The 15,165-nt window shown below is 67.4% G+C and carries 15 protein-coding genes and 1 tRNA gene; 4 read left to right on the top strand and 12 right to left on the bottom strand.

Annotated elements, in window-relative coordinates:
• Positions 1-373 precede the first annotated feature (373 nt).
• Both EV216_RS17590 and EV216_RS17585 read left to right on the top strand, forming a co-directional pair.
• Positions 374-448, top strand: a tRNA-Thr gene (locus tag EV216_RS17590).
• 275 nt (positions 449-723) lie between these two features.
• Positions 724-1,611, top strand: a complete 888-nt coding sequence (locus tag EV216_RS17585; protein WP_132697113.1) for a S8 family serine peptidase — start codon at positions 724-726, stop codon at positions 1,609-1,611.
• Here the strand turns inward: EV216_RS17585 and EV216_RS17580 are convergent, their stop codons facing one another.
• The 4 genes from EV216_RS17580 to EV216_RS17565 all read right to left on the bottom strand — a co-directional run bounded on the left by EV216_RS17580 (position 1,612) and on the right by EV216_RS17565 (position 4,647).
• Complete coding sequence (locus EV216_RS17580; RefSeq protein WP_132697111.1) at positions 1,612-2,190, bottom strand: hypothetical protein; 579 nt, start codon at positions 2,188-2,190, stop codon at positions 1,612-1,614. It abuts the gene before it with no gap.
• A 182-nt stretch (positions 2,191-2,372) separates the two neighbouring features.
• Positions 2,373-4,016 carry an ABC transporter permease gene (locus tag EV216_RS17575; protein WP_132697117.1) on the bottom strand — a complete coding sequence of 548 codons (1,644 nt, stop codon included), beginning with the start codon at positions 4,014-4,016 and terminating at the stop codon, positions 2,373-2,375.
• A 47-nt stretch (positions 4,017-4,063) separates the two neighbouring features.
• Positions 4,064-4,291, bottom strand: a complete 228-nt coding sequence (locus EV216_RS17570; protein ID WP_132697109.1) for a hypothetical protein — start codon at positions 4,289-4,291, stop codon at positions 4,064-4,066.
• A gap of 95 nt (positions 4,292-4,386) precedes the next feature.
• Positions 4,387-4,647 carry a DUF2312 domain-containing protein gene (locus tag EV216_RS17565; protein WP_132697107.1) on the bottom strand — a complete coding sequence of 87 codons (261 nt, stop codon included), beginning with the start codon at positions 4,645-4,647 and terminating at the stop codon, positions 4,387-4,389.
• Positions 4,648-4,787: 140 nt separating this feature from the next.
• Here EV216_RS17565 and EV216_RS17560 point away from each other — a divergent pair, with 140 nt between their 5' ends.
• On the top strand, positions 4,788-5,003 hold the full coding sequence (locus EV216_RS17560; protein WP_132697105.1) for a hypothetical protein: 216 nt from the start codon (positions 4,788-4,790) through the stop codon (positions 5,001-5,003).
• On the opposite strand, the gene EV216_RS17555 is transcribed toward EV216_RS17560, so the two are convergent.
• From EV216_RS17555 to EV216_RS17545, 3 genes are all read right to left on the bottom strand, one after another.
• On the bottom strand, positions 4,990-7,110 hold the full coding sequence (locus EV216_RS17555; protein ID WP_132697103.1) for an enoyl-CoA hydratase/isomerase family protein: 2,121 nt from the start codon (positions 7,108-7,110) through the stop codon (positions 4,990-4,992). The genes EV216_RS17560 and EV216_RS17555 overlap by 14 nt on opposite strands.
• A gap of 154 nt (positions 7,111-7,264) precedes the next feature.
• Positions 7,265-7,477 (bottom strand): hypothetical protein, encoded by a 213-nt coding sequence (locus EV216_RS17550; protein WP_132697101.1) that lies wholly within the window; start codon positions 7,475-7,477, stop codon positions 7,265-7,267.
• A 266-nt stretch (positions 7,478-7,743) separates the two neighbouring features.
• Complete coding sequence (locus tag EV216_RS17545) at positions 7,744-8,061, bottom strand: TraR/DksA family transcriptional regulator (protein ID WP_132697099.1); 318 nt, start codon at positions 8,059-8,061, stop codon at positions 7,744-7,746.
• Positions 8,062-8,279: 218 nt separating this feature from the next.
• Between EV216_RS17545 and EV216_RS17540 the strand changes: the two genes are divergently transcribed.
• The gene (locus EV216_RS17540) at positions 8,280-8,720 is read left to right on the top strand and encodes a protein tyrosine phosphatase family protein (RefSeq protein WP_243642125.1); all 441 of its coding nucleotides are present in this window, start codon (positions 8,280-8,282) and stop codon (positions 8,718-8,720) included.
• A 17-nt stretch (positions 8,721-8,737) separates the two neighbouring features.
• Here EV216_RS17540 and EV216_RS17535 read toward each other — a convergent pair whose 3' ends face one another.
• The 5 genes from EV216_RS17535 to EV216_RS17515 all read right to left on the bottom strand — a co-directional run bounded on the left by EV216_RS17535 (position 8,738) and on the right by EV216_RS17515 (position 14,647).
• On the bottom strand, positions 8,738-9,865 hold the full coding sequence (locus EV216_RS17535; RefSeq protein ID WP_132697097.1) for a FliM/FliN family flagellar motor switch protein: 1,128 nt from the start codon (positions 9,863-9,865) through the stop codon (positions 8,738-8,740).
• Positions 9,866-9,933: 68 nt separating this feature from the next.
• Complete coding sequence (locus EV216_RS17530; protein WP_132697096.1) at positions 9,934-12,618, bottom strand: ATP-binding protein; 2,685 nt, start codon at positions 12,616-12,618, stop codon at positions 9,934-9,936.
• Positions 12,615-12,878, bottom strand: a complete 264-nt coding sequence (locus tag EV216_RS17525) for a hypothetical protein (RefSeq protein WP_132697094.1) — start codon at positions 12,876-12,878, stop codon at positions 12,615-12,617. The genes EV216_RS17530 and EV216_RS17525 overlap by 4 nt, the downstream gene beginning before the upstream one ends.
• A gap of 4 nt (positions 12,879-12,882) precedes the next feature.
• The gene (locus EV216_RS17520) at positions 12,883-13,251 is read right to left on the bottom strand and encodes a response regulator transcription factor (protein WP_132697092.1); all 369 of its coding nucleotides are present in this window, start codon (positions 13,249-13,251) and stop codon (positions 12,883-12,885) included.
• A gap of 85 nt (positions 13,252-13,336) precedes the next feature.
• Entirely contained in the window at positions 13,337-14,647 is a 1,311-nt protein-coding gene (locus tag EV216_RS17515) for a helix-turn-helix transcriptional regulator (RefSeq protein WP_132697090.1), read from the bottom strand.
• Between the last annotated feature and the right edge of the window lie 518 nt (positions 14,648-15,165).

Here is a 15,165-nt window from a genome sequence, read left to right as displayed (position 1 = left end):
CTGCAGGGCGGCACGGGCGCCCGCCCCACCCAGACCGGCGCCATGACCCCGCTCCGCCTGGTCGACCGGGCCCGCCCGACCCAAGAACCCGCACCGGACCTTTCCTTCCCGGCCCAGAAAAAGGCCGCCGCAAACGATACGGCGCCCTGGCAGGATTTCTGATCCCGCCAGGCGCCGCCAGGAAATGAACGGCCATCCCGCCCCGGGGCCAGCGCGCGATATCACCGCGCACGCTCCGGGGAGCGGTACATGGCCCGCGCGCCAGACTCCGTCCAACCCTTCCCCCAGCACAGCAAGCTCCGCGACGGGGGGCCACCGTGGAATCGAGAACAGACTTGCTGCAATCGAGACGAGCGGGTAAGGGGCACGAGCGGCCGGTGTAGCACAGCGGTAGTGCAGCGCTCTTGTAAAGCGAAGGTCGGGGGTTCAAATCCCTCCACCGGCACCAGTTCCAGCCCATCGCACGGGACCGATCCCCCGGCTCCCTCGAGTTTTCGCGGTTTCGACCGCTCCGTCGGCCTCGGACGCACTGCCGCGATGCGGGGTCATGCGGGGATCCGGGCGGAAGGTCCGCATGCAATCGGCGCAGGTCTAATGCGCGACCCAGGTCGGCTCCGCACGCGGTTCCGTCGAATGCCGGGAAAGAACCCCTCGAACGCCTTATTGAGGTCATTCTGCACGGGAACAGTGCGGTCTCGATTGACGGCAAAGGGCTGATGAGGCATGGCGATCACCCGGATTCTCTCGTTGGCCTTCCAAGCAGCAGCCTTGGTCGTGACAGCTTCGGCTGCCTCCGCGCAGGAGCTCCGTCCCTGGATGCCCTCGGAGATCGGTCAGGCCTGGAGCCTCGGCTACGAGGGACAGAAGACATCAATCACCGTGATCGACGATTTCCGCAGCAGCTATGGAATCCAGGGAAATCTGCGTGGGCAGACGGAACTGCTGCGCCACGGGGAATGGACCGCTCTCGAAGCCGGAATGATGGCGCCCTCCGCGAAGGTCCATACCCAGGATTTCACGAATACCAAGGCCGTGAAGCTGCGGAAGGGACTGAACACCCTCAATCTGAGCTACGGAATGATAGGGCCGGAGGGCTATTCCAGCATCCGCTGGAGCGCACGGGAAGCCTCGATCATCAAATACGCCGGGGACGGAAAAGCGGTTGTCGTCAAGGCCGCCGGGAATGACGGGATTGCCGTGGGCGCCACCAACGCGGCGGGTGAGGTCGACTACCTGAACCGTGATCTGATCGGGAAGAAGTCGGCGATCTTCGTGGGCGCGCTGAGCGCGCATGGAACCGTGGGCCGCCCGGCATCGCTGGCGTGGTACTCGAACACGGCAGGTAGCGATCCGACGGCCCAGAATCAGTTCCTTGTCGTGGGCGTGACCGGCGACAAGACCGGGCTTTATGGCACGTCCTTCGCCGCACCGATCGTTTCGGGCTATGCGGCGGTTCTGGGCAGCAAGTTCAAGAAGGCCAATGCCACGCAGATCACCAACCAGTTGCTGAACACGGCACGAACCGACACGATCCAGGGCTATTCGGTCGACCTGCACGGCCGCGGAGAGGCCAACATTTCCCGGGCGCTGGCGCCCGTCAAGATCAAGTGATCAGAACCGTATCACGAGATTCAGACTGATCCGGGCGTCACTCCGCCCCTTCATGCGAAGCAGGTGTTGAAGCGTATCCTCGGGCGGCAACAGGCCAGCAGCCAGCCTGCAATTGACCGGCGCAACGCCTGCGATATCGCCGTAATCGGCCACGCAGGCGGACTCCCTGAGGTGACCGCCAACCGGGTAGGTCGCCTTGAGCGACAGGGTCGCACCCTCGAACGGGTGGCTCTGGTAGACGAAACCCAGGTGCAAGGTCGGGTCGATCCGGTACTTGGGCGCTTGCTCGCCGGTACCAAAACCCCAGATGATCCCGAAATCGGCGGAGACCTGCGTCAGGAGCATCAACGACAGGTCCGGAAAGCGCGGCGTATACCAGTCCCAGAACGCCACCCGACTGCCATCCGCAAGATCGAATCCGCCGTTGCGCAGCCCTCTTGCCGCGGAAGACCTGTTCGATCCCGTATGGACGTCGAGTAGGAGTGTATCCTCCAGGAAATCCAGGGCTGGCGCCGGGGACACGCCGATTGCGACCACCGCGCAGACGCCCAGAACAATTCTGGCGATACCCACTGTCATCGAAATGTCGTCCCGCCCGTCCGCAGCGCCTGATCGGCTCCCGGCTGTGACTCATGGAGACATGCGCCACGGGATCTGCCGGTCCGCTGAGCGCATCCTGTGGGCAAGTGGTTTGCATGGGGTTTACGCCCGATGTCCTTTCCGATGGGAAAGGGCGCGCCCCGGCCGGATCGGAAGCGGCCCTAACGGTTGGCGCGCGCCAGCAGACCCACCGCCACGAGGCCCACCGCGCTGACCAGAAGCGCCGCGGGCGCCGCATCGCCCAGGTTCTCGAGGCTGGCCTTTTCATAGACCCGTGTGGCCAGCGTGTTGTAGTTGAACGGCCGCAGCAGCAGCGTCGCTGGCAATTCCTTGACGCAATCCACGAAAACCAGCAGTAGCGCGGTGCCGACCGAGGTGCGGATCAGCGGCAGATGCACCGCGGTCAGCGTGCCGCGGGCCGACCGGCCAAGCGAGCGAGCCGCCATCGGCAGGCTGGGCGCGATCCGCCCCATCGCCGCATCCGCCGCACCCTGCGCGATGGCGAAGAACCGCACACAATAGGCATAGATGATCGCGAAGGCCGAGCCGGTCATCACAAGGCCGATATCGACGCCGAAGATGCCTTCGATCGCATCGGCAAGCGCGTTGTCGGCCGCGGCCATCGGGATCAGAAGCCCCACCCCCAGAACCGCCCCGGGCGCCGCGTACCCGATCGTCGTGACAGGCAGCAGCAGCTTGGGCAGCGTCCGCCCGGTCAGGCGCACCGCGTAGACCAGGAACAGCCCCGCCGCCACCGTACCCACCGCGGCAATCCCGCCAACGGTCAACGTGTTGGCCAGCGCCCGCAGCAGCCCGGGATCGACCCAAGCCCCGGTATTGGCAAGCGCGTGCGACGTCATCACGCCCACTGGCAGCACGAAGCCCACCGCCACCGGCAGCGCGCAGGCCAGCGTCGCAGCCCAGGCCGCAAGCCCGGTCAGCCGGACCGGCACCAGCGGCCGATGCGCCCGGCCCAGATTGTGAAAGCGCAGGTTGCGTCGGCTGATCTTCTCCAGCGCGACCAGAACGAGGATCAGCACCAGGATTACCATGGCGATCTGCGCCGCCCCGCCCGCATTGCCGCCCTGCAACCAGACCGAGAAGATCCCCGTGGTCAGCGTCTGGACCGAGAAATACTCGACCGTGCCGAAATCATTCACCGTCTCCATCATCACGATGGCAGCGCCCGCCGCAATGGCGGGCCGGGCCAGCGGCAGGCCCACCCGGCGAAACAGTGCGAAGGGTCCTGCCCCCAGGGCGCGGGCCACCTCATAGGCACCGCCCGACTGCTCGCGAAAGGCCGCGCGGGACAGCAGGTAGACATAAGGGTAAAGCGCGGCCGCCAGCACGATAACCGCCGCCTCACGCGATCGGACCTGCGGGAACCAGTAGTCCCGCGCGCTCTGCCAGCCGAAAACATTGCGCAGCGCAGTCTGCACCGGGCCCGCATATTCCAGGAAATCGACCAGCGCATAGGCGCCCACATAGGCCGGGATCGCCAGCGGCAGCAGCAGCAGCCATTCCAGCCAGCGCGATAATGGAAACCGATAGACCGAGATCAGCCAGGCCGCCCCCGCCCCGACCGCCGAAGCCAGCGCCGCCACGCCGATCATCAGAACGCCGGTATTCCACATATATCGCGGCAATGTCGTCGACACGAGATGCGGCCAGATGTTCTGCTGCGGGGTGAGTGCGATCCACATGACCGACAGGATCGGCATCAGCACGAGCGCGGCGATCAGGACCGCGCCGACAGACCACGGGTCCGGCCAATGGCGCAGAAGTGCAATGCGCCCGCGCCCCATCTGCGGCCGACTAACTTGATAGATTTGGTCGGTCATCTCCTTGGCATTTACAGGACGCCCGTTTTCCTGTCCAGAACAGCGTGAAGTTCGCAGTCGGTGAAAAGAGCAAAAGGCAGCGCACGGGCGGCGTTGAACAGGTCCACCATATCCGCGCCCAATGCACGGAGGGCCGCCGCCTCCCGAAATGCCTGCTCAAGCACCCTGGCGGCAGATTGTGGCTCGCCCGGTCCTTCCCCTGCCCGCCCGAAGAAGCGCTGAGCGAACGGATGCGGCATGCTCCGGCCTGTCCGGGCCGCGCCACTCTCCCGCGTCGCGAGCCTTGCCTACAGCGCGCCGGGATCGGCGGGCAAGCCATGACCCGAGGATGCGGTCACGGCATCCCCAGCGCCTGCTTGTAGAGTTCGAGCATGGCCTCTTCCTCGGCGATCTCGTCGCGGTCACGCTTGCGCAGGGCGACGATCTTGCGCATCACCTTGGTGTCGTAGCCGCGCCCCTTGGCCTCGGCCATCACCTCTTTCTGCTGGTCGGCGATGTCCTTCTTTTCCGCCTCGAGCCTCTCGTAACGTTCGATGAACTGGCGCAATTCGTCGGCTGTGACGTGATAGCTGGCATCGGGGGGCGTGTCGTTCATGCGCGCGGCTCCTCTCAAGCGGGTCGGAGGCCTGACCTAGCGCCGCGCCCGTCCGCAAGCAAGCCCTCGAAATCCGTCGGCCCCTTGCGCAACCGCCCCCCATCGACTAGGCGCAGGACTGGCCGGAAACGGAGGGCGCGATGGGAGCATTGATCTGGATCGGGGCGGTCGTGTCGCTGGCCGGACTTGCGGGCATTGTCCGGGTAATCTTTCAGGTGCGGGAGGCGCGTGGCGCGGACCTGCCTGAGGACGACCTGCGCGCGCGCCTTCAGAAGGCGGTCGCCCTGAACATGGCGGCGCTGGGCATGTCGGCGCTAGGACTGATGATGGTGGTGATCGGGATCACGCTGGGCTGACATACGCAGGTGTGGCCAAGGTCCTGCCGTCGAAATCGCAAAGCCCCCGGCCAGTCTTGATGAGATCGCCGATCAGCGGATCGGGCGTCCAGATTGCGGCGGCGCCCGGCCGTTCCGCCATCGTCCGCAGCGTGCGCCGCAGCCACAGAAGCCCGCGTTCATCCGCCGCCCGCATCGGACCGCCGCGCCAGCGCGCAAGCCCGGCGCCGTGGATCAGCGCAAGGTCGACCTCGACCGCCCGGCGCAGAACGCCGCGGCGCAACAGCCCCGCACCGGCCTGCGCCATGCTCGCCAGCACATGCGTGCGGATCTCCTCGTTCGTGACAAGGCGCGGGGTGCGGCCAAGGACCGACCGCGCATCGGTCAGCAGCGCATCGAGCGCCGGGTCGGGCAGGCCGCGGGTGCCGGGTTCGGGATAGGCGTAATAGCCCCGCCCTGCCGCCAGCCCGCCCCGCCCTTCAGCCACGAGCTGCGCCGCCACGAGGATCGGCCGCGCCTTGGGATCGCTGCCCTCGGGCAAGACAGCACGCAACGCAAGCAGCGTCTGAAGCCCCAATCGGTCGGCAAGCTCATAGGGGCCGTAGCTCAGCCCCCATTCCCGCAGCGCCCGGTCCACCGCATAGGGCGAGGCGCCCTCCTCGACCAGCGCATCCGCAGCCTCGAGCGCCGCGATCAGAAGGCCCAGAATCGGGCTTTCGCCGGTCGCGACCAGCGCAAAGCGCCCGATCGACTGCGCGAGCACGCCCAGCGTCGCAATCGCGGCCTCCGAGGCTCCCGCGGCGCAGACCAGTTCGGCCAGCCCGGCCTCGGGTACCAGATCGGGCAGGTTCAGCCAGATCGTCGCCTCGGGCCGCCGCCCGCTGGCGACCAGCACGGCGGGTGTGACCAGCGCACCGGTGCCGACCAGGACCGAATCCTTTGCCGCGATTCCGCCAAGGGCTGCGAACCCGACTTCACGCTCTGACCAAGGGCCCGACCCCGCCTCGATCAGCACCTCGCAGGATGCCAGACCCATAGGCCCGATCGAACCCGCCAGACGCGCCTGACTTGCTTTGTGCCCAGCAGCGCCCCCGCCCGCGTCGAAAAGAATCGCATCGACGCGGGCCACGCCGTCGCGCAGCGTCGTCTCGTCCGCCGCGGCAAGGCGTACCGGGCGACCGACGGCCAGCAGGCTGGCCGCCAGCCCGGCCGCAGTCGCGCCGCCCCCCCAGATCCCGACCTCCCCGACCGGGCGGGCGGCGCGTGTCCAGCCGACCGCACGCCGCCGCGCCGTCGCCTCGCCCAGCGCGACATGGCGCAGCGCCCGGAACGCAGCGCTGTCGCGGCAATCCTCATAGGCCGCCGCCTCATAGTCGAGCGCGACCGCGAAGGGCAGCACAGCCGCGGCATCCATACAATCGAGAACCCGCGCGGGCGCCTCGACCGGTGCCGCCGAAGGCAGCGCCGCGCGCCGGGCGGCCACCGCGGCCTGCAGCCTGTGAAATGGCGGCAACGGGCGGGCAGGCGCGGGGCGCGACCCGGCGCGCACTTCGATCAGGCCCTGGGCAAACCGCACCCCCAAGGTGTCCAGATCATCGTCGACCACCGAATCGACCAATCCAATCCGCTGCGCCTCTGCCGCTCCCACAGGTCGGCCCGAAAGCAGCAGATCGAGCGCCGCCTCGGGGTGGATCAGCCGCGGCAGCCGCTGGGTGGTGCCCGCCGCGGGCGGCAGCCCGATCGCAATGTCGGGCAGGCCGAACTCGGCGATCCGGAGCGCCACCCGATAATGTGCGGCCAGCGCCAGTTCGCAGCCGCCTCCCGACGCCATGCCACCAACCAACGCGACCACAGGCAGCTCGGCCGCGTCGATCCGCGCGCAGATCGCGCGAAGCCGGGCCGCGTCCCCGGTGCCGTCCGCCCCGGTCAGGCCCAGGCCCATCGAGAACACAGGCCCGCCGCGGGCCGCGATCAGCACCGCGAGAGTGCCATGCGCCGTCAGCGCCTCGGTAAGCACGGTGTCGAATGCCGCCAGCAACGCGGACGTCATCGTGTTCGTCGACCCGTTGCCGAAGACAAGCCGCCGAATGCCCGGCGCGGGTTGCTCGACCGCAACAAGATCGCTCATCTGTCCCGACCCCCAGGCGAAAGGCGGCACGGCAAAGCACCCGCGCCAGGCAAGGCTGCTTCGCCATTCGCCACCATTAGGGGCCAGTCGCGCGGGAAACGCAACATCTGGAAAGGATTCGCGACAATCAAAAGTCGGCGGTCGGCGGTCGGCGTCAGACCGGCATGTTGTCGTAGATGTCGTCCGCGTCGTCGTCGCCCAACTGCTCTTCGAGCCGCAGGATGTCCTCGGGAACGGGCAGGCCCATCGCGCGGAACTCCGCGATCTTCTCGCGCAACTGCTCCTGCAGGATGTGGCGGTCGTCCGGTCGCTTCTCGATCTCTTCGAGGATCAGAGCGATTCCGGCCTTGAGCTGTTCGAACGCCATCCGCACCTCCCATCGCTCTTGCGTTCCGCTGGGCGGTCACCGGATATCTTCGCCGCGCCGGGCATTTCGGCCCAGGGGCTGTGACAGCCCTTGATGACCAGGCGGCTGCTGACTTGGCTAGCCACCGTGCCGGATGTCAGGAGCGTCTCGATCCGCGATCGGATCAGCGCCCGCGTTTCATCGTGCATCATGCTGTTGGAATAGGCTGGCATACGGCTGACATGGCTCGCGTTGCTCATTTTTCGGTCGTTCCCTTACACCTGCAGTCACCGGGCACAGATGCGGCAAAACGGCGTAGCCGGCACGACGTCCAGTCGTTCCTCGGAGATCTCTTCCCCACAACGCACGCAATAACCGTAACTGCCATCCTCGATTCGCGCGAGAGCTGCATTTATCTGTTTCACTTCGGCCAGACCCGCGACGCCCATGCCTTCCAGCACCTCGTCTTCCTCGCGCTCCACCGCGAGTTCGCCCCAATCCTTGGACTGATGCGTGTCGAGTTCGGCCTCGATGTCGTGAAGGCGACCATCAAGCTCCGCCAAACGGTTCAAAAGCTGTCGCTTTCTGTCACCAAGCGTTGCCATGGATGTCCCCTGTTCGCTCCAAGGACGAGATTTGCACTGCGAGGACGCTCCCGGCTTTGACCCACGTCAAATCCCTGCCCGGTTCCTGCGCAGGGGCATTGATTCCTGCATGAAAAGCCGGGTAGGTCTGGAACGTTTCCAGGGAGACGTCTGAGAATGCGCAATTTTTCCGATCCGGCAGCGGATCCTTTCCGGCCAGACCCCGAAAGGACCGCGGCATGAGCGAGCTTCCGCCGATGGTGCACCTGACCGATGAGTTTTCCGCCGCCCCGCATCCTTCGATCGAGGCGCTGGCGGCGCTGGCGGCGGCCGGTTTCCGAACGGTGATCTGCAACCGGCCCGATTCCGAAGTCGCCCCCGGCGAACGGGCGGCCGAGATGGAAGCGGCCGCGCGCGCCGCCGGCATGGAATTCGCGGTGGTCGAGGTGACCCATGGCGGGATAACGCCCGAGACCATCGAGGCACAACGCCGGGCGCTGAGCGAGTTGCCGGGGCCGCATTTCGGCTATTGCCGGGCCGGGTTCCGCTCGTCTGTGGTCTGGGCGCTGGCCATGGCAGGAGACCGGCCCACCGCCGAGATCATGGCGGCGCTGCACCGCGCGGGCTTTGCGATGCCGGGGCTCGAACAGCAGATCGAGGCACTCGCCGCGACGCGGTGAACGCAGGCTTCGGCGCATCAGTTCTGCGCGAATGCCGGGAAATCAGCGTCGAGATCGGTGGCCTCGGGATCGAACTCGCCCAGTCCGGGGAAATCCCCCATGGCCGGGAAATCCGCCTCGTCGGCAAGATCCGCCATCGCGGGGAAATCTGCCGCGATCGGAAAGTCGGCGGCGTCCTCTGCGGGATCGGACGCGAAAGCGGATGGTTGCGCGGCAAGGCCCGGCATGGTCGACAGCCCGGCAAGACCGGGCGCCTCATCCTCGGGACCAGCGATCTTGATCGCACGCTCGCCGTTGGACTGGCCCAACCGTCCCTCGGCGATCACCACCCGCCCCGGCCCTTCCAGCCGGACAGCCGTCAGCGCCGCCGCCGGGATCGGCACCAAGTCCCCCGGTCGAAGCCGCCCGATCTCGGCCGCGGACAGGCGCATCCGCCAGAGCACCGCGTTCAGCACAAGCTCGGCCCCGAGCACGCCCGAACGCAACGCGTCGGGCCAGGGCGAGCCGTCCTCCTCGGCCGTCTTGGCCGGGGCGGGTGCAGGCGATTCGGGCAGGGCAAGGAACAGATCCCCCCCGCGCAGCCCCTCGCCCAGCCGAAGCGTCAGGCGGAACCCGTGATAGCCGCCCTGCGCCAGGATCAGCGGCAGATGGCGCGCATCCTCGATCACGTTGCCCTGCGCGTAACCCGTCGCCCAGTCCCCGCCCGGCAACGCCGCCATCGCCCCGCCGAAGCGGGACAGCAACGGGTCGGTCAGGTCGGCCAGGATCGCGGCATCGGTCGCGGTCAGCCGCCGGGTCTCGGGCACCTCGGATGCCAGCATCCCGAGCAGACGCCATTCCAGCAGCGCCATCGCCAGTTCGGGTGAATAGACCGCAAGCCCCAGCCGCCCGGAGCCGCCCCGCAGCACCACCGACAACCGCTCGGGCTTGACCTGTTCCCCGAGATCATCCAGCCGCAGCCGCAGTGTCGCGCAGTCCTCGACAACGCCGGTCATGCCGAAATCGTCGCGCATCGCGCGCGCGGTCTCGAGGCGCAGCGCAAAACGGCCGTCGCCGCCCGTTTCGGCCGTCCCGCCCGAAGGCATCGCGACCCGGGCATCGCCGAGTATCTGCCGCAATATCGCGCGATGCGCGTCGTCCGTCATCTGCCGCCCATCCATCAACCTTTCCAGAGATGTCGCACGATCCCGGTTTACAAACCGTTTCGCAGCCCTCAGGCAGCCTCGGCACGCAGGCGCGGAACACTGACACGGAACGCCGCGCCGCCCTGCCCCGGCAGATACATGATCGACCCGCCAAGCCGCCCCATGATCTCGCGGCAGATCGCAAGACCCAGCCCCGCGCCGCCCGCCCGTCGCGGATCGGTCAGGCGCGAGAATTTCTCGAAGATAATCGCCTGGCTGCGCTCGGGAATGCCCGAGCCGTTATCGACGAAATCCACCGCCACCGCACCGCGCGCGGCACGCACCCTTATCGTCAACTCGGGCATCTCGGCATCGCAATATTTATGCGCGTTCGAGATCAGGTTGATGAAGACCTGGCTCAGCCGGTCGCCATCCGTCATCAGCCGCACCCGCTCCGCCGCCGCATCGCGCCGGATCGTCAGCCTGCCCTGCAGGCTGCCCGTTGCCGCCACCGCCCGGTCAATCAGATCGGCCAGCGTCACTTCCTGCAGGTTCAGCGAAACCTGCCCGTTCTCCAGCACCGACAGATCAAGCAGATCGTCCAGCAGCCGGGTCAGCCGCAGGCTCTCCTCGTGGATGATCCGCGAATACTTGCACATATCCTCGGGCTGCATGCCGTCCGCACCCATGAGGATCTCGGAAAACGCCCGGATCGAGGTCATCGGCGTGCGCAACTCGTGGCTGATCTGGCTGAGAAAGGCATCCTTCTGCACGCTCAGTTCGGTCAGCTTCTCGTTGGCCTCGCGCAATTGCCGCGCGGTGCGGGCCAGTTCCTCGGACTTGGCCTCGAGCTGGCTGGAATATTCCATCATCTGCGCCGTCTCGTCGGCCACACGCATCAGATCCTCGACCGACACCGCTGAACGACCGACGATCTGGCCGACCATCGCATGCGCCGTCGCCGCCCCCACCGAACCGGCCAGCGCGCGTTCCAGCCGTTGCAGGAAATCGGGGGTGATGTCGGGCAGGAAACCCTCCTTGCCCTGTTCGGCGGCGCTGCGCCGGAACAGCGCCTGCGCCTCGTCCGGCCCCATGATGCGCTGGGCCATCAGCATCAGGTCCTCGGCCTCGGCGCGCCCCTGGCTCCACCCCTGCCCCGGGGGCGAATGATCGAAGACATTGACGAATTGCGCCGCCTGAACCCGCTCGATCGGATTGGGAAAACTCATCAGCGAAACCAGGACGAAACCCAGAACGTTCGCCGCCATCGAGAACACCATGGCATGCACCAGCGGATCCAGCCCGTCCATCCCGAACAACCCCTGCGGCCGCAGCCAGGACAGGCCCCACGGCCCCTCGGCCAGCAGCGCCGCGCCCATCGCCGCGCCCTCGCCAAAGCTGGGCAGGAACAGCGTATAGGCCCAGACCACGAAACCCAGCGTCAGCCCCACCATCGCGCCCAGCCGCGTCGCGCCGCGCCACATGATGCCGCCCACCAGCGCGGGCAGAACCTGTGCGGCCCCCGCAAACGAGATCAGCCCGATCGCGGCCAGCGCCTCGGACCCGCCCGACAGCCGGTAATAGAGATAGCCCAGCAGCAGCACGCCTGCGATCGAGGCCCGCCGCGCGCGCAGCACAAGGGTCCGCACATCCCCCGACATGGCAGCACCGGTCCGGGTCATCTTCAGGAAAAGCGGCATGACGATATGGTTCGACACCATCGTCGACAGCGCGATGGAGGCCACGATCACCATCGAGGTGGCCGAGGAAAAGCCCCCCAGAAAGGCCAGCGTGGCCAACCCGTCCTGACCATGGGCCAGCGGCAGGGTCAGCACGAACAGGTCCGGGTTCGCGCCCGCGGGCATCTCGGCCAGCCCCACGACGGCGATGGGCACGACGAACAGGCTCATCAGGCACAGATAGGCGGGAAAGGCCCAGGACGCAGTGGCAAGATGGCGCTCGTCCTCGTTCTCGACCACAAGGACCTGGAACATCCGCGGCAGCGTCAGAATCGCCGCGGCGGCCAGGAAGGTCAGCCCGATCCAGCGACCGGGCTGGATCGGCATCCCCGCCAGTGGCGAGGTCTCGATCCGCTCGATCATCGCCGACACGCCGCCGCCGATGCCCCAGACCACGAAAACGCCCACCGCCAGCAGCGCGATCAGCTTGACCACCGCCTCGACCGCGATGGCCATGACCACCCCGTGATGGCGCTCGTTGGCGTCCAGGTTGCGGGTGCCGAACAGGATGGTGAACAGCGCCAGCCCCCCCGCCACGGTCAGCGCCGTCGCATTCAGGTCGGTCAGCGCCCAGGGCCCGGCGCCGCTGGGCGCAAAGACGGCGAAGGACAGCGTCACCGATTGCAGTTGCAGCGCGATATAGGGCGTTGCGGCCACCACCGCGATCAGCGTGACGATCACCCCAAGCGCGTTCGACTTGCCATAACGCGACGAGATCAGATCGGCGATCGAGGTTATCCGCTGGGTCCGCCCGATCCGCACCAGCTTGCGCAGCGTGAACCACCAGCCGATGAAGATCAGTGTCGGCCCCAGATAGATGGTGACGAATTCCAGCCCCGACCGCGCCGCATAGCCGACCGCCCCGTAAAACGTCCAGGCCGTGCAATAGACCGACAGCGACAGCGTGTAGATCATCGGCGAGCGCAACCATCCGCCCCGGCCCGCCGCCGCCCGCCGATCGGCCATGAAGGCCACGCCGAACAGCAGCGCCACATAAAGCAGGCAGATCGCGACCAGAAGGTCGAAGCCGATCATTGCGACTCCTCGGGCGCCTCGGCCTCCTCGTCCATCGCCCCCGAGCGGCACAACAGCCGCGCCACGACCGCCGACAGGACGATCAGCCCGGCCCAGGCGGAAAACAGATAGATCAGCATCGCCGCCGACAGCCCGTCCTCGGCATCGAGCACCGGCACCAGGAACAGCGCCAACCCCAGCAGCGGCAACAGCCGCGCCATGTCCGCCAGCCGACGCCGCCGATAGCCCTCGCGGGCAAGGAACAGCGGCGCGCGGCCCATGGCCTCAGGTCCCCGTCAGTTCCCGCACCGAGGCCAGCACCTCGGTATTCGAGAACGGCTTGGCCATGAACCGGCTTGCGCCGATGCGCTCGGCCATCTCGCGATCCTTGACCTGGCCCTTGGCGGTCAGCATCAGCACAGGCAGCCCGTTCAGCCCGGTATCGGCGCGAATGTCGCGCAGGATGTCAAAGCCCGACCGGCCGGGCAGCATCACGTCCAGGATCACGATGTCCGGCCGGATCGCGCTCACGCGGTCATAGGCGGTGGACCCGTCGGCATGCGTGTCCACCCGCCATCCCTCGCGCGAGAGGATGAAGCGGATCGCCTCTATGATGTTCGGCTCGTCCTCGATGAGCAGGACATGCTTGCCCATGGTCCGTCATTCCTCCCCGCAGGCAGTTTTTCGCCTACCCTGTCCCCCGGAATATCCGCGCAAAGCGCGGCGCTGTCAAAACCCGTCAGAATCCGTCCGCCAGGATCGAGGGCTCGCGCCGGGCGACGCAGTCCCGCCGCGGGCAGATCCGGCAGGATGTGCCGATCGGTTGGGCCTGTCCTTCGGGAATGGCGATGGTGTCGGCGGGCAGAATCAGCATCGCCGCCTCCAGCACCTGCGGGCCATCGAACCCGCCCGCCAGCGCGGGCTGGCAAAGCGCATAGGTCAGGAACCGAAGGCGCATCGGGCCACCCGGCTCGACCACCGCGCGCAGCGGCGCCATCGGGCGCGCCAGTGCCTGGTAAAGCGGCCAGAGCGGGCAGGCCGCCCCGAAGCGCGGCAGCGCGAACCCCTCGACCGGCTTGCGAAAGGTCAGCGTGCCCGATCCATCGCAGATCACCAGCCCCACCGGCCCGCCGACAAGCCCGCCCGGCAAGGCGGCCAGCCGTCGAAAGGCCGCGGCCGGATCGACGCCGAACCGCGCCGCCAGCCTGCCGGGATCGAACCCTTCGGCCCGCGCGGCCTCGGCGAACGGCTCCAGCGGCATCCGCTCGGCATCGCGTCGATAGCGGGCCATGAACCCCAGCAACAGTTCCCGCGCAGGCGCTGAGGTCAGTTCGCCTGCCGCCGCCACCAGATCGGCCGGATCGGCCGGAAGGGCGGCCTCCAGCTCGGGCAGGTGGTAGTCGCGCGCCTTCAGGAACGCCTCGACCTCCTCCTGCGGCGAGGACTGGGTGCCCGGATCCTCGGCCCCCTCGTCCAGATAGGCCACCAGCGATTGCGCACCCTCGGCCAGGCGACGGCTGTCATCCGAAAGATTGCGATGAAACCGGCGCTGCCAGTCGGGGTCGATATCCTCGGTCTCGGCCAGGATCGCCGCGGTCGAGCGGATCGCCGTCACCGTCGAGATCACCTCGTGCAGCGAGGCCGACAGGAATGGATCATGCGTCATCCGGTCGGTCAGCATCTCGACGGTGCGTTCCAGTTCGCGCACCCGGCGGTGCCGCGCGGCCAGCAATGCCGCCCAGCCCGGAAAGCGGCCCGCGAATTCCTCGATCCGCTCGATTTCCGCCTCGCCCCCCTCCTGCATCGCGGCAGCTTCGCGCAGGGTCTCGATCAGCGCCGCGCCCGCGCCCTCGGTCAGAACGCTCGCCTCCACGCCCAGATGGCGGGCCAGTTCGACCAGCAGCCGACCGCCGATTCTGCGGCGGTTATGTTCGATCAGGTTCAGATAGGAGGGCGAAATGCCCGCCCGGCGCGCCAGATCCGCCTGGCGCAGTCCCAGAACGGTGCGCCTTTCGCGAATGCGTGTTCCGGTCAGCGCGCTGCGTGGCATGCTCCCCCTCCAACGACCTGAACGCTTTACATGATTGCAGGTCAGCCGCCCTCCAGATTTACCAGAAAATTCATTCTTGAAAAGTGCTTGCCGCCGACTTTTCAACGCGGTGCCCCGCAGGCGCGACCTGCGAAAGGACCCACCCCCGGCGAACCCGCCCAATCGGAGGGCCGTCTCGGGCCGCGGCGGTCCGCCAAGCCGGGCAGACCCGCGCCGAAGGTCGTATCGCGCTGTTGCGCAAGGCCGGTCAGAGGCGCAAATTGCCTTCATGGCGTCCGCACCGGTCTGCATCGTCCTGCGCGGTTGCCGTTGCGCGAATAGCCCCGAGGCCTGACCTCGGGGAAAAATTGACTCAGAATCCGAGGTCCCCGGGCGGGCAAGGCATCCGTCCGGCATGGCCCCGCAGGGAGGAACAGAGATGCTCGACAAGCTTTACGCGCCTTTGCCTGATTTTGTGCGTTCTGCGCATGTTGACGGGGCGCGGTACGAGGAGATGTATCGCCGGTCGGTGGAGGATC

It is taken from the genome of Rhodovulum steppense (genome assembly GCF_004339675.1).
Lineage (GTDB): Bacteria > Pseudomonadota > Alphaproteobacteria > Rhodobacterales > Rhodobacteraceae > Rhodovulum > Rhodovulum steppense.
Note: the sequence above shows the minus strand (reverse complement) of the source record. Positions and strands in the feature narration are given on the sequence as shown.